The organism is Streptomyces sp. NPDC093064 (genome assembly GCF_044754605.1).
In the GTDB taxonomy this organism is placed as follows: Bacteria; Actinomycetota; Actinomycetes; order Streptomycetales; family Streptomycetaceae; genus Streptomyces.
Genome location: NZ_JBIVPK010000054.1, coordinates 12082 through 36883, shown reverse-complemented (window position 1 = coordinate 36883; position 24802 = coordinate 12082). Strand labels below are relative to the sequence as shown.

The window sequence follows — 24802 nt, the reverse complement described above, 5'->3', positions numbered from 1 at the left end:
TCCCGGTTCCGTACGCGGGCTACGACGTCACTCGGGCGACCAGTACGCAGGCGTCGTCCTCGCGCCCGGTTCCGCCGAACTCCTCCACGACCGTCCGTACGCACTCCTGCGCGCGGCGCGCCGCGGTGAACCGCGGGGCCAGGTCGAGCAGGCGGTGTGCGGTGGCCGTCCTTCCCTCACGCTCGGCTGCGCTGGAGCGCGCGGACTCCCGTCGCGGCACCAGTCCGTCGGTGTGCAGCAGGAGCAGGTCGCCCGTCTCCAGGGTCTCCTCGGCCTGCCCGTAGGAGGTTCCCGAGGCGGCGCCGAGCAGGACGCCGTCCGGGGCGTCCAGGATCCGCCCCGTCCCGCCGCGGAACAGCAGCGGGGCGGGGTGTCCTGCCCGCGCCCAGGTCAGGGTGCGGGTGGCCGGCCGGTAGCGGCAGCAGACGGCGCTGCCCAGGGCCGGCTGCACGGTGGCGTCCAGCAGTTGGTCGAGCCAGGTCATCAGCTGTCCCGGCCGGGCCCCCGCCATCGCCATGCCGCGCAGGGAACCCAGCAGCATCGCCGTGCCCGAGGTCATGCCCGGCTCGCGGCCGGTGAGTCCGCCGACGCTGAGCAGGGTGTCGCCGTCGGCCAGTTCCAGCGCGTCGTACCAGTCGGCCCCGATCGGCGTGCCGGTGGAGGACGGCAGGTGGTGGGCGGCCAGGTCGAGCCTCGGGCGGCCCCGGTGCGGGAGCCGCAGGGAGCCGCGCCACGGGGGGAGCGCGGCTTCCTGCGGCTCGACCGCGAGCGGGTGCTCGGTCTGCGTGCGACGCCGGTGGCGGTGCAGCGAGTCACGGGTCTCGCGCACCGCCGACTGACTGAGCCGCAGTTCGCTGACGTCCCGCAGCACCGCCCACATCGAGGCGGTGCCGCCGTCTGCGTCGAGCACGGGCTCGCCCATCATGTGCACCGCGCGGACGACTCCGTCGGGCCGCACGATGCGGAACTCCCCGTCGATCGGCTTGGCGTCGACCAGGCAGTCGGTGACCATGGCGGTCAGCCGGGGCCGGTCCTCGTCCAGCACCACGGAGGGCAGTTCGTCGAGGGTGAGCGGGGGAACGGCGGGGTCGCGGCCGAGGATCAGGAACAACTCGCCCGACCAGGCGGCCTCGTCCGTCAGCAGGTTCCACTCGGCGCTGCCGACCCGGCTGAGCAGCGGACCGCGCGGTGGGGCGGCCGGTGTGCCGACCTCGGCCGCCGGTGCCGTGTGCACCGGTTCCGGGCCGTCCCGTAACTGCGCCAAGTGCTCGTCCAGATCGCTGAGTTGGAGCAGGGCCAGGTCGCACAGCGCACGCTCCCACCGGCCCCGCGGATCCGAGGCGTCGCCCTGTGCGTCCCGCCGTACGGCGTCCACTTCGCCCCTGAGTCGGCGCGCCTGCGATATCAGCGCATCGACGGGCCCGTGCCCTGGTGGCTGGGCGGGGGAGCGGTCCGCGGACACGTGGGGCGGCATGGCGCACTCCGATGCGGGGACGGTAGGGCCGAGGCGGCGGAAGGGACCGCTACGACTGTTGCACAGCCGGCGGCGCCCCGTAAGGGATTTGGCAAGACGCGATGCGAGGGTGCATCCGGCATATGCCACAGTCTTCCCCGGGCGGCTGACCGGCACTTTCGGTGTAGCCGCCCCGGTGGTCAAGGCGTAGACGACGTACGCGATTTGGCGGTCGTCCGGAGGCGGCACCCGGGCGTTCAAGTGTGTGTTCTACGGTCGTGTGTTCCCTCCCGGCGGGCCGCCCGCCGCCGATCACCCAAGAAGTGACGCAGGTCACATGAATTGGTGGGGGCTCATGCGTAATGCGAACGGCCCCTTCGGGCTCCTAAGGACAACGGCACAACCGGCCGACCTGACGACCCGCAGGGGAGACCGACCATGGACACCACTCTCGAGCAGTCCGCCCGCGCTCGCCTGATCACCGCGGACGGGTGGGAACTCCCCGTGCCCGCCACCCTGCGCTACGCCTCCATCGACCCGCTGGCCGTGCACGTCGACTTCCCGCCCGAGGCCTCCCTCGACGGCGAGGCGGTCTCGTGGACCTTCGCCCGCGCCCTGCTGGAGGAAGGACTCGAAGGGCAGGCCGGGGCCGGGGACGTGCACCTGTGGCCGTGCGGAGGGTCCCGTACGGTGCTGGAGCTGCACTCGCCCGCCGGCCTGGCCCTGCTCCAGTTCGACACCCCGGCGCTGCGCCGCTTCCTGCTGCGCAGCTACGCGGTGGTCGCGTCCGGCCAGGAGGACCTCGCCACGGCCGTCGACCGCGGTCTGAGCACCCTCTTCGGCACGGTCTGACCCGGCGGGCCGCCGGGCCGCCGGGTGGCCTCCCCGGAGAGGCCCCGATGCCCGGCGCGGCCGTGCCCGCGCCCGGCGTCAGTAACGCAGCACTCCGGCGATCCCCTGCGCGTCGCCCAGGGTGCCGTCGGGAACGAAGCGCACGTCCGCGCCCGTCTCCAGGCACTGCTCGACGATCTCGTCCACGATGTCCTCGCGGGCGCCCGGCTCCTCGCTCTCCGCCGGAACCAGATGGCCGCCGGCGGAGTCGCGCACCGTCACGCGGTAGTTCTCCTCGACGGCCAGCAGCCGGATCCGGCCCTCCCGCGCGGTCTGCCAGACCTCGTCGACACCGGCCGCGTACTCCTTGCGTCCGCGGGCCCCCTCCAGTTCCCGGGCCACCGCCTCGGTGTCGCCCCGCGTCTCCTCGCCGAGCACGGGCCCGATCGCCCGCCAGACGGCCTCGGGGGTGGCGTGCGCCAGACCGCCGTGCTGGACGGGCACCGCGCACTTGGCGACGCTGCCGACCTCCTCCAGGGCGGACAGTGCGGCAGGCTCGCCGGTGATGTACAGCCGGCGCGGATGCTCGCGCAGGACCGCGCTCATCGCGCCGTCCGCCTCCCGCAGGAACTGGCGGGTGCTCTGGTCCCGGAACGTGCTCGGCGCGTCGCCGATCTGCATCCGGCGCTCGGCGTCGAAGTTCTCGACGAGTTTCCTGGTCAGCGGGAAGCCGCCGGTGTGGTCCTCCGTGACGCGGTCGACGCCGCCGCTCCACAGCGTCACGCGGTCCGCGGAGACGGACAGTATCCAGAACGGGCGCTCGGCGGTCCGCGCGGAGACCAGGTTGCGGGTCAGGAAGGTGTCCGAGAGGACCACGCGCTCCGGAACGGTACGGGTCAGCGACCACACCTGGTGCTCGCCCGGGGCGGCGAAGATCGCCAGTCCGTCCTCGGCGTACGTCAGGTCCACCTCGGCGAGGGCCTGGTCGAGCTGCCGGACGACGTCGTTGCGCTGCTCCCGGGTGACCTGGGGGTTGGTCTCCAGCTGCCGCTTGGCCTCGGCCACGACGTTGCGCAGCCGGACCGGATCCTGTGCGTTGTCGGGCTCGCGGCGGTGTGTCGGCGTCAGCACCGACACCGCCGGGTAGGGGCGCGGACGCCGCAGCTCGGTAAGGATCGAGGGACTCAGCTCGTGCTCCATGACAGCACGATAGGTCCGATTCGCACTTCAGGCATTCGGGGCAACTCGACTGGCGTGCGGGGCCTTTCGCTGGTAGGGCGCCGGAGGTGCCGCGGGCCCTGCGGCGTGCCCCGTCCAAGACCGCCCGCGGGCCGGGACGCACGGTTCGGCGTGGCTCCGTTCGCGGACATTGGAGAAGTCTTTGCCCTTGCCCGGTTCCCGGTGCTCCGCCCCTGGTACGAGGCCCTTTCCGCGATGTCCCGGGAGCAAAGTGCGGCCGGAACGAGCGGGTCACGGTGGCAACCGGGTGACGTCCGCGTTGACCGCCACCGCCCCGGTGGCACACGCTCGTCACATAGATGCTCGATGCAACTGGTTTCGCCTGGGCGTCGGGCGCTCACCCGGCTCCGTGCGGGTGAGCGATCCCTTCCGGCGGGCCGGAGGGCAGGAGGTAGCGGATGTGCGGCATCACCGGCTGGATCTCCTACGACCGCGATCTGCGCGCCGAGGCCGCGACCCTGAGTGCCATGACCGAGACGATGGCCTGCCGCGGCCCCGACGACCGCGGCACCTGGACCGAGGGACCCGCGGCCCTCGGGCACCGCAGGCTCGCGATCATCGACCTGCCCGGCGGCCGGCAGCCCATGACCGCCGACACCCCGGACGGCACGGTGGCGCTCGTCTACTCCGGCGAGGCCTACAACTTCACCGAGCTGCGCGCCGAACTGGTCGCGCGCGGCCACCGCTTCACCACCGACTCCGACACCGAGGTCGTCCTGCGCGGCTACCTGGAGTGGGGCGACGAGGTGGCCGAGCGCCTCAACGGCATGTACGCCTTCGCGATCTGGGACGGCCGCCACGACGAGCTCGTCATGATCCGCGACCGGATGGGGATCAAGCCCTTCTACTACCACCCCACCCCCGACGGCGTCCTCTTCGGCTCCGAGCCCAAGGCCATCCTCGCCAACCCCATGGTCCGCCCCCGGGTCACCCTGGACGGCCTGCGCGAGCTGTTCACCTTCGTCAAGACCCCCGGCCACGCCGTCTGGGACGGCATGCACGAGGTCGAGCCCGGAACCGTCGTCACCGTCGGCCGCACCGGCCTGCGCACCCGCGCCTACTGGCGGCTGCGGACCCTGCCCCACCCCGACGACCGCGACACCACCGTCGCCACGGTGCGCACCCTGCTGGACGACATCGTGCGCCGCCAGCTCGTCGCCGACGTGCCTCGCTGCACCCTGCTCTCCGGCGGCCTGGACTCCTCCGCCATGACCGCGCTGGCCGCCCGCCGCCTGGCAGAGCAGGGCGAGAAGGTGCGCAGCTTCGCCGTCGACTTCGTGGGACAGAGCGACCACTTCGTCGCCGACGACCTGCGCGCCACCCCCGACACGCCGTTCGTGCACGACGTGGCGCGCGCCGCCGGCACCGACCACCAGGACATCGTGCTCGACGCGCACACCCTCGCCGACCCGGAGATCCGCCGGAAGGTGGTCCGCGCCCGCGACCTGCCGATGGGCTTCGGCGACATGGACTCCTCCCTGTACCTGCTGTTCCGCAGCATCCGGGACCACTCCACCGTCGCCCTGTCCGGCGAGTCCGCCGACGAGGTCTTCGGCGGCTACCAGCAGTTCTTCGACGAGGAGGCGCGCCGCGCCGACACCTTCCCCTGGCTGGTGCGCTTCCAGCGCGACTTCGGCGACGACGCCGGTGTCCTGCGCCCCGACCTCGCCCGGGCCCTCGACCTGCGCGCCTACATCGCCGACGGCTACCGCACCGCCATCAGCGCCGTCAGCCGCCTCGACGGCGAGAGCGACTTCGAGTTCCGGATGCGGCAGATCTGCCACCTCCACCTGACCCGCTTCGTCCGGGCCCTGCTCGACCGCAAGGACCGGATGAGCATGGCGGTCGGCCTGGAGGTCCGCGTCCCCTACTGCGACCACCGCCTGGTCGAGTACGTCTACAACGCGCCCTGGGCCCTGAAGTCCTTCGACGGCCGGGAGAAGACCCTGCTGCGGGAGTCGACCGCGGACCTGCTGCCCAAGTCCGTCTACGACAGGGTCAAGAGCCCCTACCCGTCCACCCAGGACCCCAAGTACGCCCTCGCCCTCCAGGACCACGCCAAGGACCTGCTCGGCCGACCGGGCCACCCGGTCTTCGACCTCGTGGACCAGGAACGGCTGCGCCGCCTCGCGCACAGCGACACCCCCCTCGGCGGCAACCAGGCGGCGCGACGCGGCCTGGAGCGGACCCTCGACCTGGCCGTCTGGCTGGACCTGTACCAGCCCCGGATCGTCACCGGCTGAGCCCGGTCAGCCGCTCGCGTCCGGCTCCCGGTCCGCGCCGCACGAGCTGCCGTCGGCCGGCAGGGAGCCGTACAGCAGGAAGTCGTTCACCTTCTTGTGCACGCACCGGGAGGACAGGTACCCGGTGTGCCCGTCGGCCCGGTTGTCGAGCACCACGGCGGACGGGCCGAGCCGCCGCGCCGTCTCCAGCGCCCAGCGGTACGGGGTCGCCGGGTCGCCGCGGGTGCCGACCAGCAGCATCCTCGCCGTGTCGACGTTCTTCACCTTCTCGCGGATGAAGTCGGTGCCCTTGGGGCGGCCGTAGCACATCAGCAGCTCGTTCAGCCGGGCGCGGCCGAAGACCGGCGAGGCCTGCTCGTACTCGGCGCTCAGCCGGCCGAGGTCCCTGGTGAACTGCGCGGCGCCGGGCCGGTCGGGGTCGTCGGCGCAGTTGACCGCGATGGTCGCGGCGGGCTGGTTGTCGGACGGTATCTCGGCGGAGCCGACCAGTCCGCCGTCCGCCGGACGCGGCGCGCTGCGCCGTCCCGGCAGGGCGCCGCCCCCGGCGGTGAAGGCCTCGATGCCGTGCGTGTCGCCGTCCTCCACCAGGGAGGCCATCGCCCGTTCCAGGGTGGGCCACAACCGCCTGCTGTAGAGCGCCTGCCCGACGGCCCGGGCGAGGTCCTGGCCCGACAGCCTGCCGCCGAACCCGTTCGGCACCGGGTTCGCGTCGAGCGAGCGGACGAGCTGGACCATCTGGTCGCCGGCCGCGCGGCGGTCGTCGCCCAGCGGGCAGGCGAGGTCCCGCACGCACCAGTCGAGGAAGTCGTCGAGCGCCGTCTGCTGCGCCTCGGCGGCGACCAGCCCCTGTTCCGCCGGCGGCTCGGTCAGGGTGTCGACCCCGTCGAGGGCCATCCTGCCGACCTTGCCGGGGAACAGCGCCGCGTACACCGCGCCGAGCCGGGTGCCGTAGGAGAAGCCCAGGTAGTCGAGCCGGTCGTCGCCGAGCGCCTGACGGATCACGTCCAGGTCCCGGGCCGCGTCGACGGTGCCCATGTGCGCCTGGACCGGGCCCGAGCGCCGGGCGCACTCGGCGGCCGTCCGCTGCCAGGCCGTGAGTTTCTCGCGGGCGACCTTCGGGTCGCCGAGGTCCCCGTTCCCACTGGTCAACTGCGTGGCCCGGTCGTCCGTGCCCAGGCCGCAGCCGACCGGAGAGGACCTGCCGACGCCCCGCGGGTCGAAGGCGACCACGTCGTAGCCGTTGGTCAGGTCCATGAACCGTCTGCCGTCGGTGGTCAGTCCGGACACGCCCGCGACACCGGGGCCGCCGAAGTCGAGCAGCACCGAGCCCCGGGAGGGGCCGGTGGCCCGGTAGCGGGCCAGGGCGAGGTCGAGGGTGCCGGCGCCGGCGTGCGCGTAGTCGAGAGGAACGGTGACCTTGCCGCACTGCATGTCCTTCGGGGCGCTCGCCTCGCACGCCGACCACGCCACCTTCTGGCGGTAGAACCGGCTCAGGTCCGGCGCGTCGCCGTCGGCCCCCGCGGACAGTCCCGCGCCGAGGAGGACGAGCGTGGCGGCCGCGACGCACGCGCCGCGCCGGGCTGCGCGCCGCGTCGACAGCTTGGCCAGCATGGGCGCCTCCAGCAACGCTCCGCCGCGGACCGGGAACAGGCCTTCGCCCACCTTAGGCGGCCCCTTTGGACGCCGCCTCCCGGCGGCCTGCCGCACGGGCGCCGCACCGGAACCCACCGCCCGGCATCGGCGGCTTCGCGCACCGTTCGATAACAGGCCCCCCGATGGAGTGAAAGGACGACAGGCCATAACCCCAAATCCTTCACCAGCGTTTTACGGAGTGCGGGTGAGCGCCCGCGACCATGTCTGGAAGGCAGGGAACCTATGAAACGGGTCACCCGGAACAGTGTGATCGCCGTGGCCGCCGCCTCAGGCGCGATGGCGATGGCCATGCCGTTGTCCGCCTTCGCGGCGGACGGCGGCGCCGCGGCGGAGGGTGCCGCGGTCGGCTCGCCCGGTGTGCTCTCCGGCAATACCATCCAGCTGCTGGTGGACGTTCCGGTCAACGTGTGTGGGAACACCGTGGACGTGGTGGGGCTTCTCAACCCCGCGGCGGGCAACCGGTGCGCCAACGCGTCCGACGGGAGGGAGCGGACGCCGGTAGCCGACGGTGCGGCGGCACAGGCAGGCTCACAGGATTCCCCGGGTGTGATCTCCGGCAACACCATCCAGCTGCCCGTGCACGTTCCGGTGAACGTCACCGGCAACAGCGTGAACGTGGCGGGCATCGGCAACCCGGCCTCCGGCAACACGTCCACGAACACCCCGGGCGACCACGTCGCCCCGACGCCTGTGCCGCCCGTGCGGTCCGAGCCGCAGCCGCTGCCGAGGCCCGTGACGCATCCCGAGCCCGCGGCCGTGCCCCAGGCGCAGGTGTCGCTCGCCCACACCGGCGCGGATCAGACCGTGCCGGTGGTGGCCGCGGGGGCGGCCCTGGTGCTCGGCGGAGCCGTCCTGTACCGGCGTTCCCGGCCCGGCGCGTACCGCTGACGCGGCCCGCGACCGCGGCGGAGGCCCACCGGACCTGGCCCGATGGGCCTCCGCCCGGTGGGGCCCGCGCCTGAGGGACCCGCACCGTAAACCTGTTGCCGTGGACGTCCGCGGTCTGTTGCAGTCTGCGTATGGATCACACAGCGGTACTCGCCCTGTACGACCGGGACCTGCGCGAGGGCGCTCGCCCCGACGGCCCCGGCATGCGCGTGGAGCGCGCCGGGAAGGTGGTGCGCCAGGTCGGCGCGGAGCAGGACTGGAACGGCGTGCTGTGGTCGGACCTGGACGAGGCCTCCGTGGACGCCGCGATCGCCGAGCAGACGGCCCGTTACGGCGAGTCCGGCCTCGCCTTCGAGTGGAAGGTGTACGGGCACGACCGCCCCGCGGACCTCGGGCGGCGCCTGCTGGCCGCCGGCTTCACCCCCGAGCCGCAGGAGGCGCTGATGGTCGGTGAGATCGCCGATCTGCATCTCGACGCCGAGCCGCCCGAGGGCGTTCGCTTGCGCACCGTCACCGACGAGGCAGGTGTCGACCTGCTGGTCGGCGTGCACGAGCAGGCGTTCGGGACGGACGGCTCCCGTCTGCGCCACCGCCTCCTCGCCCGGCTCGCCGCCGAGCCGGACACGCTCGTCGCCGTCGTCGCCCTTGCCGGTGACCAGCCGGTGAGCGCGGCGCGTATGGAGCTGGTGCCCGGGACACCGTTCGCGGGCCTGTGGGGCGGCGGCACCGCAAAGGGCTGGCGGGGCCGAGGCATCTACCGCGCCCTCGTCGCCCACCGCGCCCGTGCCGCCGCCGACCGCGGCTACCGCTATCTCCAGGTCGACGCCTCCAGCCAGAGCCGCCCCATCCTCGAACGCCTCGGCTTCGTCGCGCTGACCACCACCACGCCGTACGTGTACGAGCCGTGAGCCGCCTGCCGGACCGAGCGGGGTCGTCGGCTCAGCGGTGGCCCGTCTTCGCCCGGTCCAGCGCGGTGACACCCACCGCGGCGAGGGCGATCTGGATGAGCCACTCGATCCAGTCGACCCCCTTGGTGTCGGCGACACCGAGCGCGGAGGCGATCGCCGCACCGACCAGGGCGGCCACGATGCCGATGAGGATCGTCCAGAGAACGCCTATGTGCTGGCGGCCGGGAACGACGAGCCTTCCCAGGACACCGATGATCAAGCCGATGACGATGGCACTGATGATGCCCGTGATCTCCATCTTCCGCCCCTCTGCGTCGTGACCCCCGGGCCCTTCGAATGCCCGCTGGAACCGGAGCTACACCGGTCCGTTCCACCGCCCCGGCTTGACATGCAGGCAACCACCTGCATAACTGGAGTGTGCAATCACGCGGCGACTCGGGGATGGACACGGTCTTCAAGGCACTCGCCGACGAGACCCGCAGACGGCTGCTGGACCGTCTGCACGAGCACAACGGGCTGACGCTGGGCGAGCTGTGCGCGCGCATCGACATGACGCGCCAGTCGGTCACCCAGCACCTGGCCGTACTGGAGGCCGCCAACCTGATCAGCACGGTGCGGCGGGGGCGGGAGAAGCTGCACTACCTCAATCCGGTCCCGCTCCACGAGATCCAGGAGCGGTGGATCGACAAGTTCGAACGCCCACGCCTGAGCGCGTTGGGCGCCGTGAAGCGACGAGCCGAGGAAGCCATGGCCAACCCGCCGAGCTACGTGTACGTCATCTACATCGAGAGCACGCCCGAAACGGTCTGGGACGCCCTCACGGACGCCGACCTGACCGCCGTGTACTGGGGCCACCGCAATGTCTCGGACTGGCGGCCCGGCTCCCGCTGGGAGCACGTCCGCACGGACGGTTCGGGCGTCGCCGACGTGGTCGGCACCGTGGTCGAGGCCGACCGCCCCACCCGTCTGGTGACGACCTGGGCCGCGCCCGAGGACGCGGAGCGGCCGGACAGGCATTCCCGGGTCACCTTCGACATCCGGCCGCACGGGGACATCGTCCGCCTCACCGTCACCCACGAGGACCTCAACGACGAGGGCGAACTCGCCGACGTCTCGGGCGGCTGGCCCGCGGTCCTGTCCAATCTCAAGTCCCTCGTGGAGACGGGCAGTCCGCTTCCCCAGGAGCCGTGGCTGGTGCCCGGTCACTGACCCGGGGGCAGCCGGTCCCGGGGGAGCCGGTCCGCTCGCGCGCGGACCGGTCCGGACTTCTCGCACCGTTCGTGCATCGCATGCCGGTCCTCACCGTACGCCTGCGGCTCCAAGCGGCGGCGCAACTGGTGCAGGCCCCGGCGGGCGTGGCTCTTGACGGTGCCCAACGGCCAGCCCGTGCGCGCCGCGATCTGGGTCTGGGTCAGGTCCTCGAAGAAGGCCAGACGCAGCACACGCCGCTGGGCGGCCGGGAGCCGGTCCAGCTCGTACCGGACCAGGACGCGGTCCAGGGCGGCCTCCGGCCGGCCGCCGGTCGGATCGGCGGTGCCCAGGGCCGACCCGGCGGCCGCGACCAGTTCCCCGCGACGGGTCCGGGCGGACAGCGCGTCGGCGATCTTGCGCCGGGTGATGCCGACGATCCACCCGGCGAGCGGGCCGCGTTCGGGCCGGTAGCCGTGCCTGCCCCGCCAGACACCGAGGAAGACCTGCTGGGTCACGTCCTCCGCCTCCTTGGGGTCTCCCAGGGACCGCCAGGCCAGCGTGTGCACCAGGGCCGACCAGCGGTGGTAGGCGGCGGCGAGGCAGTCGTCGTCGCCCGCCGCCAGGCCGCGCGCGAGCTCCTCGTCGGGTGCCCGCGCGGACACCTCCGCGAGACCGTCCACAGCGGAAGCGCAAGCGGAAGCCGACGTGGCGGCGGGATGCGCGGTTTCGGTCAGGACGGCGGTCGGATGCGGTGTCATGACGACGGCTCCTGTGACGGTTCCCGGGGCTCGCCCCCGTGCCGCCATCGTCTGAGCCCCGACGTGCCCTCCTCAACTTGCATCGATCCTGCGTCGTTTTCCACGGCGGGCGCGGCCCCTCACTCGCGTCCGCGGGCATGCTTGAAGCGGGCCAGTCCCTCGGACAGTTCCACGACCGGGTCCGGGTAGTCGAGGGCGGCCCGCGCCGGCCCCTGGAGCTTCCACGGCTCGTGCACGGCCGGCCCGTCCAGCCCGGCGAGTTCGGGCACCCAGCGGCGTACGTACGTGCCGTCGGGGTCGTACCGCTTGGCCTGGATGACCGGGTTGAGCACCCGGTTGGGCCGGGTGTCCGTGCCGGTGCCGGCCATCCACTGCCAGTTGAGCTGGTTGTTGGCGATGTCGCCGTCGACCAGGTACCGCAGGAAGTGCCGCGCGCCCACCCGCCAGTCGACGTACAGGGTCTTGGTGAGGAAGCTCGCGGTCAGCAGGCGGCCCCGGTTGTGCATCCAGCCCTCGTGCAGCAGCTGGCGCATGGCCGCGTCGACGATCGGGTAGCCGGTGCGGCCCTCCCGCCACGCCTCGACGTCCTCGCGCGCCGATCGCTCGGACCGCCACCGGTCGTGCTTCGTGCGGTAGTCGGCGCTCGCCGCGGCGGGCCGCGCAGCCAGCACCTGGCGGTGGAAGTCGCGCCAGGCGAGCTGCCGTACGAAGGCCTCCGCGCCCGGACCGCCCGCGCCGCGCGCCCGGTGCACGAGCTCGACCGGGGAGAGGGTGCCGAAGTGCAGGTGGGGGGAGAGCCGGGACGTGGCGTCGCCGGCCAGGTCGTCGTGGCGCTCCTCGTAGGCACCGACGGCCGAGCGCAGCCAGGCCGCCAACCGCTTGCGGCCCTCCGCCTCGCCGCCCGGCGCCAGTCCTGCCGACAGGTCCGCGGCGGCCGGCCGGGAAGGCAGCTCCTCGGAGGCGACGCCGTCCGGCACGCGGACGGTGCGGGGGGCGCCGAGCGGAGCGCGCAGCCGCTGCCCCGACCACTGCCGGAAGTAGGGGGTGAAGACGGCGAAGTGGTCCGAGGAGGACGGTGTCAGCACGCCGGGCGTGACCGCCGTGGTCACCGTGTCGTGCACGTGCAGCCGGCGTCCGTCCGCCTCCAACGCGCGCCGCAGGCGCTCCTCGCGGCGGTGGGCGAAGCCGCTGACGTCGGCCGCCATGTGGACCTCGTCGGCGTCGGCCTCGCGGGCCACCTCGCACACCTGGTCGACGAGGCCGCCGTCGCGGACGACCAGCCGGCCGCCGCGCCGGCGCAGTTCCGCGTCGAGGCCGTGGAGGCAGTCGGCGAGGAACGCCAGCCGGTTCGGGGCGGCGAAGCCGGTGCCGTCCACGGCGCGGTCGCGGACGAACAGCGGGACGACGTGCCGGGAGCCGTCGAGGGCGGCGCGCAGCGGCGGGTGATCGTGTACCCGCAGGTCGGCGGTGAACAGGACGACCGAGACGTTCATGTGCGGTCTCCGTGGAGGGGACGGGAAAGGCCGGACGGAGCGCCCCGGATCACTCCGGATCGCTCGGATCGCTTCGGGCGCGGCACGTCCGGCGGATGCGGGCGTCAGCGCACGGAGGTGCGTTCCCCCGCCGAGGTGAGCCGGGCCTGCTCGGCCGCCGCCCCGGCGATGTTGCGGGCCATCCCGCCGAACACGAGCGCGTGGAAGGGCGAGACACTCCACCAGTAGGCGTGCCCCAGCAGCCCGTGCGGATGGAACACCGCGCGCTGGCGGTACAGCGTGCGGCCCCGGGCGTCGGCGCCGACGCGCATCTCCAGCCAGGCCTGACCCGGCAGCCGCATCTCGGCCCGCAGCCGGAGCAGCCGTCCCGGCTCGATCTCCTCCACGCGCCAGAAGTCGAGCGAGTCGCCGGCCCGCAGCCGCTGCGCGTCACGGCGGCCCCGGCGCAGCCCGACCCCGCCCGCCAGCCGGTCGAGGCCGCCGCGCAGCGCCCAGGCAAGGGGGAAGGAGTACCAGCCGTGGTCGCCGCCGATGCCCTCGACGACCCGCCACAGCGCCTCGGGCGGGGCGTCCACCGTGCGTTCCCGCCGGTCCGTGTAGAGGCTGCCGCCGGCCCAGTCGGGATCGGTGGGCAGGGGGTCGCTGGGCGCGCCGGGCACCGACGCGGACGACCACCGGGTCGTCACCTGCGCGTCGCGGACCCGTCGCAGGGCCAGCCGCACCGCCTCGTCGAAGCCGATCGGATGCCCGGGAGGGTCGGGCACGTACCGCAGGATGTCGTGCTCGCGGCAGACCACCTCGTGGCGCAGCGACTCGGCGAGCGGCCGCGCGATGGCCGCCGGTACGGGCGTGACCAGGCCGATCCAGTGACTGGACAGACGGGGGGTGAGGACCGGGACGGGGACGATGACCCGGCGGGGCAGGCCCGCCACCGCCGCGTACCGCAGCATCATGTCCCGGTACGTCAGGACGTCCGGCCCGCCGATGTCGAAGGCCCGGTTCACCTCGGTGGGCATCCGCGCGCTGCCCACCAGGACGCGCAGGACGTCGCGCACGGCGATCGGCTGGATGCGGGTGCCCACCCAGCTGGGGGTGACCATCACGGGCAGGCGCTCGGTGAGGTAACGCAGCATCTCGAAGGAGGCGGAGCCGGAGCCGATGATGACGGCAGCGCGCAGGACGGTGGTCGGCACACCCGAGGCCAGCAGGATGCGGCCGACCTCCGCACGCGAGCGCAGATGAGGGGACAGCTCCCGCCGCGGCACACCGCCGGGGGTCAGGCCGCCGAGGTAGACGACGCGCCGCACGCCCGCGGCCCGGGCCCGCTCCCCGAAGACGCGCGCGGCACGGCGGTCGGTCTCCTCGAAGCCCTTGCCGGTGCCGAGGGCGTGCACCAGGTAGTAGGCGACATCGACGTCCCGCAGGGCCGCGGCGACCGACTCCGGGTCAGTGACGTCCCCGCGCACCACCTCCGTGCGAGCTGCCCACGGATGGTCGCGCAGCTTGCCGGGGGAGCGGGCCAGACAACGCACCCGGTGGCCGGCGTCGAGCAGCTCCGGGACCAGCCGGCCGCCGATGTACCCCGTGGCGCCCGTCACCAGGCAGCGCGGCCCGTCGCCCGTGTCCTCACCGTTCATCGGCCTCGGTCCCTCGCGTGTCGGTGCCTTGTGACCGTCCGGATCACCTCCCCATCACTTCCACCGGGACGCCCCTCGCGGATGCGCGCCCGGCGCTTTCCGTGGGCCGATCGCGTGGCCGAGGCTGCCGCACCGCGCCGGCCGGGGAAAGGATTCCGCCAAGGCCGTCGGGCGAGGTGCCGGTGCGGCCCGCCGTTCGTGTACGAGGTGGGACGACGGCACGACGCCAAGGAGAACACGTCATGAAGTACTACCTGCTCAGCGTGATCCAGCCGGCCGAGGGCGAGCCGCCCTCGGCCGAGGCGCTCGCGCGGATCATGCGGGACGTCGAGGGCTTCCACCAGGAGCTGCGCGAGGCGGGCGCCTGGGTCTTCGCCGGCGGGCTGCACGGCCCGGAGACCGCCGTCGTCCTGCGTCCCCGAGGCGGTGAGGTGCGGGTCACCGAAGGCCCCTACACCAAGGGCGACGAGTACCTGGGCGGCCTGTGCCTCATCAAGGCGCCCGACCTGGACGCGGCCCTGGAGTGGGGCCGGAAGGCCGGCCTGGCCACCACCCTTCCCATCGAGGTGCGGACGTTCCTGCATCCGGCCGGGGACTGATGCCCGGCGCGGCCGCTGTCGAGGCCGGCGCCGAGTACGGCCGCGCCGTCTCCGGCCCACCGGAGCAAGGGGTTTGACTGGTCTATACCCTTGACTGGTACAGGCCAATGCGGTTGAGTGCCCCCAACCCCCCACCGCGGCCGCCCCCCCCACACCGTGCCCGGTACTGCCGGCGCATGCACGCGAGGACCGGCTCCGTCCGGCCTCGCGGGGGTGCGGCCGTGCTTACCGGGTCCTCGAAGTCGTCCCGCGCGCCGATCTGTTCCGCTGACGTCCGGCCGCAGTGCGTGGTGTCATGCACCTGACCATCCTGGCCGACGGGGTCATCGGCCTCCGGGGCGCTCCCGGGGGCACGGCCACCGTCCGGACGAAGGGCACACCGCCATGCGCACCCCCCACGCGCTGCTCGCCACGACCGCGGCGCTCGCCGCCGTCGTGGCGCCCCCCGCTCCCGCTCCCGCGAGCGCCACGGCACAGGCTCCGGCCGCCGGGGCGTACTACGTCCAGAGCGTCACGACCGGTCTGGCCGCGGCGGCCACCGGCGCCGGCGCCGTGGAACAGCACAACCCCAGGGGCGACGAGGACCACCAGCAGTGGAACCTGAGGGCGAACGGGCCGTCGTACGTCCTGGAGAACGCCGACCTGACCGGCACCTGCCTCGGCCGCTCAGGCGGCCAGGCGCGCACCGTCGCCTGCGCCGGCGCGGAGGCGGCCTGGGAGATCGCACCGGCCGGAGACGACCAGTACACATTCAAGTCGCCCGGCGCCGAACGCTACTTGACGGTCGCCGCCAAGCCGTCCGGCGCCAACTACCCCGCCCCGCTGGCCATCGGGGCCACGGGCGACCTGGCCCGCTGGTACCTCACCCCGGTGACGCCGAACATCCGGCCCATGCCGCCGGCGGACCAGCGCACGCTCGACCAGGTCACCTTCCTCACCGCCCACAACGCCTACGCCAACGGAGTCGACGGCGGCTTCGCCCCGCCGTTCGTCAACCTCTTCCCCAACCAGAGCCGCGGCATCGACCAGCAACTCTCCGACGGCGTACGCGGGTTCATGCTGGACATCCACCAGACCCCGGACGGCGCGATCCTCTGCCACAACAGCTGCACGCTGGTCAGCAGGCCGGTCGCCCTGTGGGTGGACCTCCAGCGCATGGTGGACTTCCTGGCGGCGCACCCCGACCAGTTCGTCACCGTGTTCTTGGAGGACTACGTCGATCCGGGCGTCCTGCGCGCCGAACTCGCCCATGTCCGCGGCCTGTCCGACGTGCTCTACCGGCCCGACCGGACCGGAGTGCGCAACGGCGGCTGGCCCAGGATGGCCGACCTGATCGCGGAGAACGACCGGCTGCTGATCCTCACCGACCACAGCCGCTCCACCGACGAGGCCGCCGGCCTGACCCGGGACGGCTTCGGCGTGATGTACCAGCGCGAGTGGACGGTCGAGAACCACTGGTCGATGGGGCCGGGCCTCGGCGCGTCCGACTGGTCCTGCCACAGCCGCTGGTACGGCGCCGACCTCGACATCCCGCTGACACGAACCGAACCGGGCTTCCGGCCGCTGTTCGTGATGAACCACTTCCGCGACAGCACGATCGCCGCCACGGCACAGACCGACAACACCAAACTCGCCGACCGCGCCCAGCGGTTCTGCGAGCCCGCCGCACGCAAGAAGCCCAACTTCCTCGCCGTGGACCGCTACGACCTGGGCGGCCCCGCGGCCGCCGTGGACGCGCTGAACACCCACAGATATCCCTGACATCTGCCCGTACGGCGCACGGGACCGCGGCCCGCGGGTGTGCGAGACTCCGCCGATGAGCTCCGAAACGATCACCGCGGACGCCGCGGGCACCTGGGAACTCGGCGGCCTGCCCGTCCACCGCATCGGCCTCGGCGCGATGCGGCTGACGGGCAGCGCCGCCTTCCACCTCGGCACACCGAGCGACAGGACCCGCTCGATCGCCGTCCTGCGCCGGGCGGTCGAACTCGGCGTGAACCACATCGACACGGCGGCCTTCTACTTCTCCGCCCGGCGCTCCGCCAACGAGCTGATCAACAGCGCCCTGTCGCCGTACCCGGACGGCCTGGTCGTCGTCACGAAGGTCGGTCCGTTCCGGAACTGCTCGGGGGAGTGGGGCCCCTCCGCGCGCCCCGACGACCTGCGCGGCCACGTCGAGGAGAACCTGCGTCAGCTCGGCCGCGACCACCTGGACGTGGTGAACCTGCGCCGGATGGGGCAGGACTCCATCGCCGAGCACTTCGGCGCACTCGCCGAACTGCGCGAGGAGGGCCTGATCCGCCACCTCGGCATCTCCGACGTGGAGCCCCGCCACCTCGAAGAGGCCCGGGCCATCGCGCCGGTGGTGTGCGTCCAGAACCGCTTCGGGCTCGATCTCCACGACCCCGGCACCGACGAACTGCTGCGGGTCTGCGGCGAGGAGGGCATCGCCTTCGTGCCGTTCTTCGCCATCGCCGGCGAGGGCGGCTCCCAGGGGGCGGCGGGCGGTGCGCACGACGAGGAGGTCGCGGCCGTCGCGAAGGCCCACGACGCCACATCCGCACAGGTCCGGATCGCCTGGACCCTCCAGCAGGGCCCGCACGTACTGGCCATCCCCGGCACCGGCAACCCCGACCACCTCGCGGAGAACGTGGCCGCGGGCGCACTGCGCCTCACCGACGAGGAGATGGCCCGTCTCGACGCGCTGCACGCCGGGACCGACTGAGCGTCCTTGAGCGCCCGCCGGTCCCGGCCGCGGCATCCGGTCCCGGTCAGTCCAGCTGCCGGTGCAGGAACGCCACGGTGCTCTGCCAGGCGCGGTCCGCCGAGCCGGGCTCGTGGCTGGGGCGTCGGTCGTTGAAGAAGGCGTGGCCGGCCGGGTACAGGCGGAAGTCCGCGGTGACGCCCGACTGCCGCCGGATCGTCTCGCCCAGCTCCTCGACCTGCTCCGGCGAGATGCTCCGGTCCTGCTCCCCGTAGTGGCCGAGGAGCTGGGCGCGCAGCCCGGAGAAGTCGGGCAGCTCGCCGCGGACGACGCCGTAGAACGGCACGGCCGCGCTCACCCGCGGCTCGACCGCCGCGAGGTACAGCACGAACCCGCCGCCCATGCAGAAGCCGACCGCGCCGACCGTGCCGGAGGTGACGTCGGGCAGGGACAGCAGATGGTCGACGGCGCCGGAGAGCAGTTCGACACCGCGGGAGACCGGCAGGGCCTTCATCATCCGCAGGGCCTCGTCGGCGTTGTGCGCCACGCTGCCGCCGTACAGGTCGGGTGCCAGGGCGACGAAGCCCTCGGCGGCGAGCCGGTCGGCCACGTCGGCGATGTGGTCCGTCAGCCCCCACCACTCCTGGATGACGAGGACGCCCGGACCGCTGCCCGACGGGGGCAGCGCGAGATAGCCGTGCGCGGTGGCTCCCGCGCTCGGGAAAGTGACGTTCTGCCGGGCGGGCGTCTCGGCGGGCCTGGGCCGCTCGGACATGGCGCTCAACTCCTTGCCGGGTTGCGGATCGGCGCCCCGCCGGGGGTGACGGAAGGCCTCCACGGATCCTTACCGCGTTCGCCGTGCCGATTCCGCCCGCCGTTCACGGTTCGGTTCGCGCCCCTTCGTACGGTACTGCCGGCGGTCCGGTCGCGCGGCGGGCCGCCGGAGCGCATCGGGGCGCGGGTGCGCGCATCCCCGCGGTCATTCCCGGCGGCTCCTTCCATAATGGGCGGGCGGCGAGGCCGCGAGCGGATCACGGCGCCAGACTGACTACAATCATGTAGACGATCTACGACTGTGGGCGACGACGGGGTGAGGAAGTACCCATGACCGACGACGACAAGGACGAACGCAGGCCGGCCGGCGAGCTCGAAGCCAGCGTCATGGCCGTCCTGTGGGCGGCCGGCGCGCCCCGGACCCCCGGCCAGGTCCAGCTGGGCCTCGGCGCCGGCCTGGCCCGCACCACGGTCACCACCATCCTCACCCGGCTGCACGACAAGGGCGTGGTCGAACGTCGCCGCCAGGGCCGGGGGTACGCCTACTACCCGGTCCAGGACGCGCATGGGCTGACCGCCCGCCGCATGCACTCCGAGCTCGACCGCGACACCGACCGCGAGACGGTCCTCGCCCGCTTCGTCGCCCAGCTCAACCCCGACGACGAGCGCGTCCTGCGCGACCTGCTCGAATCAGGTGAGCGATGACCCCAGCCCTGCTCCTGCTCCTGCCCCTGCTGCTGCCGTTCGCCGCGCCGGCGCTGGCCCGGCGCGCGCTCGACCGCCTCGCCCCCGTCACCGCGCTGTGGATGATCACCCTCTTCGCGGTCGTGCTCGCCGGCTGCTCCCTCGCCGCGCTCGGCGCCTTCGTCCTCACCGGCCTGCTCAAGCTGCCGCTCGTCGCGGCGCTGGGCAAGCTCGTCCACCCGCTGCCCACCGCATCCGACCTGATGGTCGTCCCGACGGCCGCGATCTCCGTCGGAGCGCTCGCCGTGTGCGCGTGGACGCTCGGACGCGCCGCGCTCAGGGAGTTCCGCGCCTTCCGCAGTGCGCGGACGGAGGCCGGCCGCAGGCCCGCCGCCGGCGACCTGTGCGTGGTGGACTCCCCGCACCCGGACGCCTACGCGCTGCCCGGTCGCCCGCACCGCATCGTCGTCACCACCGCGATGCTCCGCAGCCTCGACGCGGCCGAGCGCGAGGCGCTGTTCGCCCACGAGCGGGCCCACAACCGGGGCGGGCACCACTACTTCCTGGCCGCCGCCGAGCTCGCCGCCCACTGCCATCCCGCGCTGCGACGCGTCCGCGGGGCGATCCGCCTCGCGGCCGAGCGCGCCGCCGACGAGGCCGCGGCCGCGGCCGTCGGCGACCGCCGCCTGACCGCCCGCGCCATCGCGCGGGCCGCCCTGGCCGGCCAGGAGGCCCGCTCCGTGCGCCCGGAGTTCGCCCCCGCCGCCACCTCCGGCCCGGTCCCGCACCGTGTCAAGGCCCTCCTGACCGACCCACACGTCACGCGCCGCGCCGCGACCCGGATCGCCGCGCTGCTGATGGCCTGCGCCGCGGTCTCCTTCGCCGCCTCGGCGACGGGCATGATCGACTTCCACCACCGGGTCGAGGTCGCCCAGGGCGACACCTCCCGCTGACCCCCCGCCGACCGGTGCCCGGGATGACTGGCGCCGACGACGTTTTACGTATAACGTCACACGACGATCGCCCGCTCCGAAAGGCCCCGATGAGACGCATCGCCCTGATCACCCTCGTCGTCGACGACTATGACGAGGCGATCCGCTTCTACACCGGAGCGCTCGGCTTCCGTCTCACCGAGGACGCCCCGCGCCCGGACGGCTCCCGCTGGGTCGTCGTCGAACCGGGCGACGGGGCCGGGACCGCCCTGCTGCTGGCTCGCGCCCGGACCGCGCCCCAGCGCGCCCGGGTGGGCGACCAGACCGGCGGACGCGTCGGGTTCTTCCTGCACACCGACGACTTCGCCCGCGACCACGCCCGGATGCGGGCGGCGGGTGTGACCTTCCTGGAGGAGCCGCGCCGGGAGCCGTACGGCACGGTCGCCGTCTTCGAGGACCTGTACGGCAACCGCTGGGACCTGCTCCAGCCCGCGCCCGACGCGGGCTGACCCACCGAACGCCACCACCGCCGAACACCACCACCGCTCGACTGCCCTAGGAAACGCCCCATGACCGCGCCCCGCATCGACACCGACACCCTCCGCCGGCTCCCCAAGGCCGTGCTGCACGACCACCTCGACGGCGGCCTGCGCCCCGCCACCGTTGTCGAACTCGCGGACGCGGTCGGCCACACCCTGCCCACCACCGACCCCGCCGAACTCGCCGCCTGGTACTACGACGCGGCCAACTCCGGCGACCTGGTCCGCTACATAGCCACCTTCGAGCACACCCTCGCCGTGATGCAGAACCGCGAGGGCCTGCTGCGCACCGCCGAGGAGTACGTCCTGGACCTGGCCGAGGACGGCGTCGTCTACGGCGAGGTCCGCTACGCCCCCGAACTGATGGTCAACGGCGGGCTGACCCTCAGCGAGGTCGTGGAGACCGTCCAGGAGGGCCTCGCGGCGGGCATGGTCAAGGCGGCGGCCCAGGGCACGCCCGTCCGGGTCGGCACGCTGCTGTGCGGCATGCGGATGTTCGACCGCACCCGCGAGATCGCCGACCTGGCCGTCGCCCACCGCGACGCCGGTGTCCTCGGCTTCGACATCGCCGGCGCCGAGGACGGCTTCCCGCCCGCCGACCACCTGGACGCGTTCGAACACCTGCGCAGCGAGAGCGTGCCGTTCACCATCCACGCCGGCGAGGCGCACGGCCTGCCCAGCATCCACCAGGCCCTCCAGGTGTGCGGCGCCCTGCGCATCGGGCACGGCGTGCGCATCACCGAGGACATCGTCGACGGCAAGCTGGGCCGGCTGGCCGGCTGGGTGCGCGACCGCCGGATCGCCCTGGAGATGTGCCCGACCTCCAACCTCCAGACCGGCGCCGCCACCTCGATCGCCGAGCACCCCATCACCGAGCTGAAGGACCTCGGCTTCCGGGTCACCCTCAACACCGACAACCGCCTGGTGTCCGGCACCACGATGACCCGCGAGATGTCCCTCCTGGTCGAGCAGGCGGGCTGGACGGTCGAGGACCTGCGCACGGTCACGGTCAACGCCGTCAAGAGCGCCTTCATCCCCTTCGACGAGCGCGTGAGCCTGATCCGCGACGTGGTGCTGCCGGGCTACGAGTCCGCGCTCTGAAGCAGCCCCCTGACGTAGGCGGCCTGTCCGGCGTGCTGGAGATCGTCGGACAGGACGCTGACCAGGCGCACGCCCAGCGTGACTGGGGGGTCCCAGCCCTCGTCGACGACGCTTTCCAGGTCCTTGGCGGTCAGTTGGCGCAGGGCCGTCAGGGTCTGCTCGTGCACGGCGTCGTAGTAGCCGGTCAGCAGCTCACCGGAGTCGACCTGCACCTCCGCGACCTTCGCCGGACTGTGCCCGTAGCCGGTGTCGTGGCGGTTCAGGGGGAGTCCGAAGCGCTTCTGCCAGTCCCGCGCCAGCCACACCTGGTCGAGGCCGAAGGCGTCGGCGACATGGTCGTCCTGTACGCGCGTGAGGTGCCAGACGAGCCAGGCCACGGAGTTGGCGTCGGCGGCGGGACGGGCGTTGAGCCAATCGGCCGGAAGGCCGTCGACGACGGCATGGACCTCTTCCCGGATGCGGCCGTAGCCCTCGATGAGGATGTCCTTCGCGTGCATACGTCCACCTTGGCGTATCGCTCCCCGTCCCGCGTCCGGAACCCGGACTCCGTCAGACGGCTCCGGGCTCTTCCGGCCGGAGCAGGGTGATCAGGGCGCGGGCCGCCGGACTGGTGGCCTGTTCGGACGGCAGCAGGGCGACGGTCTCGTACTCCGTCTCCGCGGCGCCCTTGAGTGGCAGCGCGGTGAGCGAGGGCCGCTTGTGCCGGAAGTGGCGGGGGACGACGGCGATGCCCAGGTTCTCGTCGACCAGGTCGAGCAGGCTGTGCACGTCGTTGACCTCCAGGGCCACCGTGCGCCGGACCCCCGCGGCGGCGAAGGCCGCGTCGGTGGTCCGGCGCGGCCCCCAGTCCGGGTGGAAGTCGACGAAGACCTCGCCGTCCAGGTCCCGCGGCGTCAGGACGGCCTCGGCCGACGCGAGCCGGTGCCCCGGGTGGCACAGCACCGTCATCGGCTCGCCGGCCAGGGACACCGAGCGCAACTGGTCGGTGTCCGCGCGGGTCCGGTAGGCGAACGCCAGGTCGAGCCGGCCGGCCGCGACCTCCTCCGCCAGCGCACCCGAACCCGTCTGCCGCAGCCGTATCTCCACATCCGGATGCCGCCGCCGGAACGCGGCGAGCAGCCCGGCCACGTGCACCCCGGCGATGCACTGCTCGGTGCCCAGCGAGAGCGTGCCGCGCAGCACGCCCTGCACCGCCGCCACCGCCTCGTGCGCCGCCCGCACCTGCGCCAGGATCCGCTGCGCCTCGCCGAGCAGCGCGCGCCCGGCCTCCGTGAGCGTCACCCGTCGTGTGGTGCGCACGAACAGGGAGGTCTGCAACTCCCGCTCCAGCGCCCGGATCGACGCCGAGAGCCCCGACTGGGAGACCATCAGGCGCTCGGCCGCCCGGGTGAAGTGCCGGTCCTCGGCGACCGCGACGAAGTGCTGGAGATGACGCAGTTCCATGATTGAGCAGCGTAACCGTTGAATCCCATCGGATTCTCCTGTTGGACCGCTGCCCACGGGACGCGCGAGAGTGGGGACACCGGTTCCGCCGGAACCGTTCACCCCTGTGCCAACCCTGATGGAGTCGCGTTGTTCACCGCCCACCCCGACCGCTACGCGGACATGCCCTACCGGCGCACCGGACGCAGTGGCCTGAAGCTTCCCGCGCTGTCGCTCGGCCTGTGGCACAACTTCGGCCCGGACCGCCCGGTCGACACCCAGCGCGCCATCCTGCGCCGCGCCTTCGACCTCGGCGTCACCCACTTCGACCTGGCCAACAACTACGGCCCGCCGCCCGGCGCCGCCGAGTCCGCCCTCGGCGACGCGCTCCGCGCCGACTTCGTGCCGTACCGCGACGAGTTGGTGATCTCCACCAAGGCCGGCTACCTGATGTGGCCCGGCCCGTACGGCGAATGGGGCTCCCGCAAGTACCTGCTGTCCTCGCTCGACCAGAGCCTGAAGCGGATGGGCCTGGAGTACGTCGACATCTTCTACTCGCACCGCCCCGACCCGGACACCCCGCTGGAGGAGACCATGGGTGCCCTGCACTCGGCGGTCCAGCAGGGCAAGGCGCTCTATGTCGGCGTCTCCAACTACTCCGCGGAGCAGACTCGCGAGGCCGCCAGGATCCTGGGCGAACTGGGCACCCCGCTGCTGATCCACCAGCCCCGCTACTCGATGCTCGACCGGCGCCCCGAGGAGGAGGGCCTCCTGGACACCCTGGACGAGCTCCAGGTCGGCTCCATCGCCTACTCCCCGCTGGAGCAGGGCCTGCTCACCGACCGTTACCTCGACGGCATCCCCGAGGACTCCCGGGCGGCGAGCGACAGCCCCTTCCTCGACTCCGCCGCGGTGACCGGCGAACTGGTCGGCAGGCTGCGCGCGCTGGACGAGATCGCCAAGTCCCGTGGGCAGTCCCTGGCGCAGATGGCGCTGGCCTGGGTGCTGCGCGGCGGACGGGTCACCTCGGCCCTGGTCGGCGCGAGCAGCCCGCGACAGCTGGAGGACAGCGTCGCCGCGACGCGGTCCCTGGACTTCGACGCGGAGGAGCTGGCCCGCATCGACGCGCTCGTCGCGTCGTAGGACGCCTCCGGCCCACGACACGGGCCGGACGCGCGCTCGTACCGGCCCCGGCGGACGCTCCGCCGGGGCCGGCCCTCGTCCCCGGGCGGGCACCCGGTCACCTCATGCCCCGGTGGGCACCCGGTCGAGGAAGCCGAGTACGGTCCGGATCCTGCCCTCGGCGTCCAGGGTGACCACGTCGGACCCGGCGACCGGCGCGGAGCCTCCCCAGCCTCGCTCACCAGCTCCCAGGAGAAGCGTGCCGTGTCGTGGTGCCCGTCGACGGCCCGGTGAGCCGGAAGGCGAACCCGGGGAACTGCTCGCGGGCGGCGGTGATGACCGCGGTGATCTCGGCGTGGCCTCCGGCGTCGGCTGGGGGTCCCCCCTGCTCGAAGAGCTTGGGGGAGGGTCGGTGTAGCTGCCGTCCGGGGTCCAGGCGTCGGCCACCGCCTTCGTCCGGGCCTGGGTGTCCGGCGCGTTCCAGGCCTCGAAGCAGCGGGTGACGGCGATCGTGTACCGGTCGGTCTGCGCGGACATGCTGAATCAGCCTCCATCGAGGTCGTAAACGCTGGTCGGAGCCCGGGTCCCGGTGATCGGCGACCCGATGGAACCACCCTGCCGCGCTGGTGCC

Annotated in this window: 23 protein-coding genes and 1 pseudogene; 13 read left to right on the top strand and 11 right to left on the bottom strand. The window is 73.2% G+C overall.

Annotation, left to right across the window (positions count from 1 at the left end):
* Positions 1-19: 19 nt before the first annotated feature.
* Positions 20-1474, bottom strand: a complete 1455-nt coding sequence (locus ACIQFZ_RS36560) for a PP2C family protein-serine/threonine phosphatase (RefSeq protein WP_402693238.1) — start codon at positions 1472-1474, stop codon at positions 20-22.
* Positions 1475-1891: 417 nt separating this feature from the next.
* On the opposite strand from ACIQFZ_RS36560, the gene ACIQFZ_RS36555 reads away from it, so the two are divergent.
* Positions 1892-2305, top strand: a complete 414-nt coding sequence (locus tag ACIQFZ_RS36555; RefSeq protein WP_365421936.1) for an SsgA family sporulation/cell division regulator — start codon at positions 1892-1894, stop codon at positions 2303-2305.
* Between the two features lie 78 nt (positions 2306-2383).
* Here the strand turns inward: ACIQFZ_RS36555 and ACIQFZ_RS36550 are convergent, their stop codons facing one another.
* The gene (locus ACIQFZ_RS36550) at positions 2384-3484 is read right to left on the bottom strand and encodes a chemotaxis protein (RefSeq protein WP_365421939.1); all 1101 of its coding nucleotides are present in this window, start codon (positions 3482-3484) and stop codon (positions 2384-2386) included.
* A gap of 437 nt (positions 3485-3921) precedes the next feature.
* Here ACIQFZ_RS36550 and asnB point away from each other — a divergent pair, with 437 nt between their 5' ends.
* Positions 3922-5766 carry an asparagine synthase (glutamine-hydrolyzing) gene (asnB, locus tag ACIQFZ_RS36545; protein ID WP_402693237.1) on the top strand — a complete coding sequence of 615 codons (1845 nt, stop codon included), beginning with the start codon at positions 3922-3924 and terminating at the stop codon, positions 5764-5766.
* Positions 5767-5772: 6 nt separating this feature from the next.
* On the opposite strand, the gene ACIQFZ_RS36540 is transcribed toward asnB, so the two are convergent.
* The gene (locus ACIQFZ_RS36540; RefSeq protein WP_402693242.1) at positions 5773-7377 is read right to left on the bottom strand and encodes an alpha/beta hydrolase; all 1605 of its coding nucleotides are present in this window, start codon (positions 7375-7377) and stop codon (positions 5773-5775) included.
* Between the two features lie 264 nt (positions 7378-7641).
* Between ACIQFZ_RS36540 and ACIQFZ_RS36535 the strand changes: the two genes are divergently transcribed.
* Entirely contained in the window at positions 7642-8307 is a 666-nt protein-coding gene (locus ACIQFZ_RS36535; protein ID WP_402693236.1) for a chaplin family protein, read from the top strand.
* 131 nt (positions 8308-8438) lie between these two features.
* The gene (locus ACIQFZ_RS36530; protein WP_402693235.1) at positions 8439-9215 is read left to right on the top strand and encodes a GNAT family N-acetyltransferase; all 777 of its coding nucleotides are present in this window, start codon (positions 8439-8441) and stop codon (positions 9213-9215) included.
* A 31-nt stretch (positions 9216-9246) separates the two neighbouring features.
* Here ACIQFZ_RS36530 and ACIQFZ_RS36525 read toward each other — a convergent pair whose 3' ends face one another.
* Positions 9247-9513, bottom strand: a complete 267-nt coding sequence (locus tag ACIQFZ_RS36525) for a GlsB/YeaQ/YmgE family stress response membrane protein (protein ID WP_365421950.1) — start codon at positions 9511-9513, stop codon at positions 9247-9249.
* 143 nt (positions 9514-9656) lie between these two features.
* Here ACIQFZ_RS36525 and ACIQFZ_RS36520 point away from each other — a divergent pair, with 143 nt between their 5' ends.
* Complete coding sequence (locus ACIQFZ_RS36520; RefSeq protein ID WP_365421979.1) at positions 9657-10424, top strand: metalloregulator ArsR/SmtB family transcription factor; 768 nt, start codon at positions 9657-9659, stop codon at positions 10422-10424.
* Here ACIQFZ_RS36520 and ACIQFZ_RS36515 read toward each other — a convergent pair.
* The 3 genes from ACIQFZ_RS36515 to ACIQFZ_RS36505 form a co-directional block, all read right to left on the bottom strand.
* On the bottom strand, positions 10418-11164 hold the full coding sequence (locus tag ACIQFZ_RS36515) for a sigma-70 family RNA polymerase sigma factor (protein WP_402693234.1): 747 nt from the start codon (positions 11162-11164) through the stop codon (positions 10418-10420). The genes ACIQFZ_RS36520 and ACIQFZ_RS36515 overlap by 7 nt on opposite strands.
* Positions 11165-11283: 119 nt before the next feature.
* Entirely contained in the window at positions 11284-12657 is a 1374-nt protein-coding gene (locus tag ACIQFZ_RS36510; RefSeq protein ID WP_402693233.1) for a cryptochrome/photolyase family protein, read from the bottom strand.
* 104 nt (positions 12658-12761) lie between these two features.
* A complete protein-coding gene (locus ACIQFZ_RS36505) occupies positions 12762-14294 on the bottom strand; it encodes an SDR family oxidoreductase (protein WP_402693232.1) in 1533 nt (510 codons plus the stop codon).
* Positions 14295-14536: 242 nt separating this feature from the next.
* On the opposite strand from ACIQFZ_RS36505, the gene ACIQFZ_RS36500 reads away from it, so the two are divergent.
* The 3 genes from ACIQFZ_RS36500 to ACIQFZ_RS36490 all read left to right on the top strand — a co-directional run bounded on the left by ACIQFZ_RS36500 (position 14537) and on the right by ACIQFZ_RS36490 (position 17618).
* Entirely contained in the window at positions 14537-14893 is a 357-nt protein-coding gene (locus ACIQFZ_RS36500; protein WP_365421962.1) for a YciI family protein, read from the top strand.
* Positions 14894-15277: 384 nt separating this feature from the next.
* Positions 15278-16654, top strand: coding sequence for an RICIN domain-containing protein (locus tag ACIQFZ_RS36495; RefSeq protein WP_402693231.1), 1377 nt, complete (start codon positions 15278-15280; stop codon positions 16652-16654).
* 55 nt (positions 16655-16709) lie between these two features.
* Positions 16710-17618, top strand: coding sequence for an aldo/keto reductase (locus ACIQFZ_RS36490; protein ID WP_365421968.1), 909 nt, complete (start codon positions 16710-16712; stop codon positions 17616-17618).
* 46 nt (positions 17619-17664) lie between these two features.
* Here the strand turns inward: ACIQFZ_RS36490 and ACIQFZ_RS36485 are convergent, their stop codons facing one another.
* Positions 17665-18372 (bottom strand): dienelactone hydrolase family protein, encoded by a 708-nt coding sequence (locus ACIQFZ_RS36485; protein WP_402693230.1) that lies wholly within the window; start codon positions 18370-18372, stop codon positions 17665-17667.
* A 329-nt stretch (positions 18373-18701) separates the two neighbouring features.
* On the opposite strand from ACIQFZ_RS36485, the gene ACIQFZ_RS36480 reads away from it, so the two are divergent.
* From ACIQFZ_RS36480 to ACIQFZ_RS36465, 4 genes are all read left to right on the top strand, one after another.
* A complete protein-coding gene (locus ACIQFZ_RS36480) occupies positions 18702-19076 on the top strand; it encodes a BlaI/MecI/CopY family transcriptional regulator (protein ID WP_361410751.1) in 375 nt (124 codons plus the stop codon).
* Positions 19073-20008 (top strand): M48 family metalloprotease, encoded by a 936-nt coding sequence (locus tag ACIQFZ_RS36475; protein WP_365421973.1) that lies wholly within the window; start codon positions 19073-19075, stop codon positions 20006-20008. Before ACIQFZ_RS36480 ends, ACIQFZ_RS36475 begins: the two co-directional genes overlap by 4 nt.
* 89 nt (positions 20009-20097) lie before the next feature.
* Positions 20098-20496 carry a VOC family protein gene (locus tag ACIQFZ_RS36470; protein ID WP_365775873.1) on the top strand — a complete coding sequence of 133 codons (399 nt, stop codon included), beginning with the start codon at positions 20098-20100 and terminating at the stop codon, positions 20494-20496.
* 60 nt (positions 20497-20556) lie between these two features.
* Positions 20557-21627, top strand: coding sequence for an adenosine deaminase (locus tag ACIQFZ_RS36465; protein ID WP_365775872.1), 1071 nt, complete (start codon positions 20557-20559; stop codon positions 21625-21627).
* On the opposite strand, the gene ACIQFZ_RS36460 is transcribed toward ACIQFZ_RS36465, so the two are convergent.
* Both ACIQFZ_RS36460 and ACIQFZ_RS36455 read right to left on the bottom strand, forming a co-directional pair.
* Positions 21609-22124, bottom strand: coding sequence for a DinB family protein (locus ACIQFZ_RS36460; protein ID WP_383060450.1), 516 nt, complete (start codon positions 22122-22124; stop codon positions 21609-21611). The genes ACIQFZ_RS36465 and ACIQFZ_RS36460 overlap by 19 nt on opposite strands.
* 52 nt (positions 22125-22176) lie before the next feature.
* A complete protein-coding gene (locus ACIQFZ_RS36455; RefSeq protein ID WP_383060448.1) occupies positions 22177-23070 on the bottom strand; it encodes a LysR substrate-binding domain-containing protein in 894 nt (297 codons plus the stop codon).
* 129 nt (positions 23071-23199) lie between these two features.
* On the opposite strand from ACIQFZ_RS36455, the gene mgrA reads away from it, so the two are divergent.
* Positions 23200-24192 (top strand): L-glyceraldehyde 3-phosphate reductase, encoded by a 993-nt coding sequence (gene mgrA, locus ACIQFZ_RS36450; protein WP_383060447.1) that lies wholly within the window; start codon positions 23200-23202, stop codon positions 24190-24192.
* Between the two features lie 102 nt (positions 24193-24294).
* Here mgrA and ACIQFZ_RS36445 read toward each other — a convergent pair.
* Positions 24295-24708 (bottom strand): annotated as a pseudogene (locus ACIQFZ_RS36445) (nuclear transport factor 2 family protein).
* Positions 24709-24802: the final 94 nt, after the last annotated feature.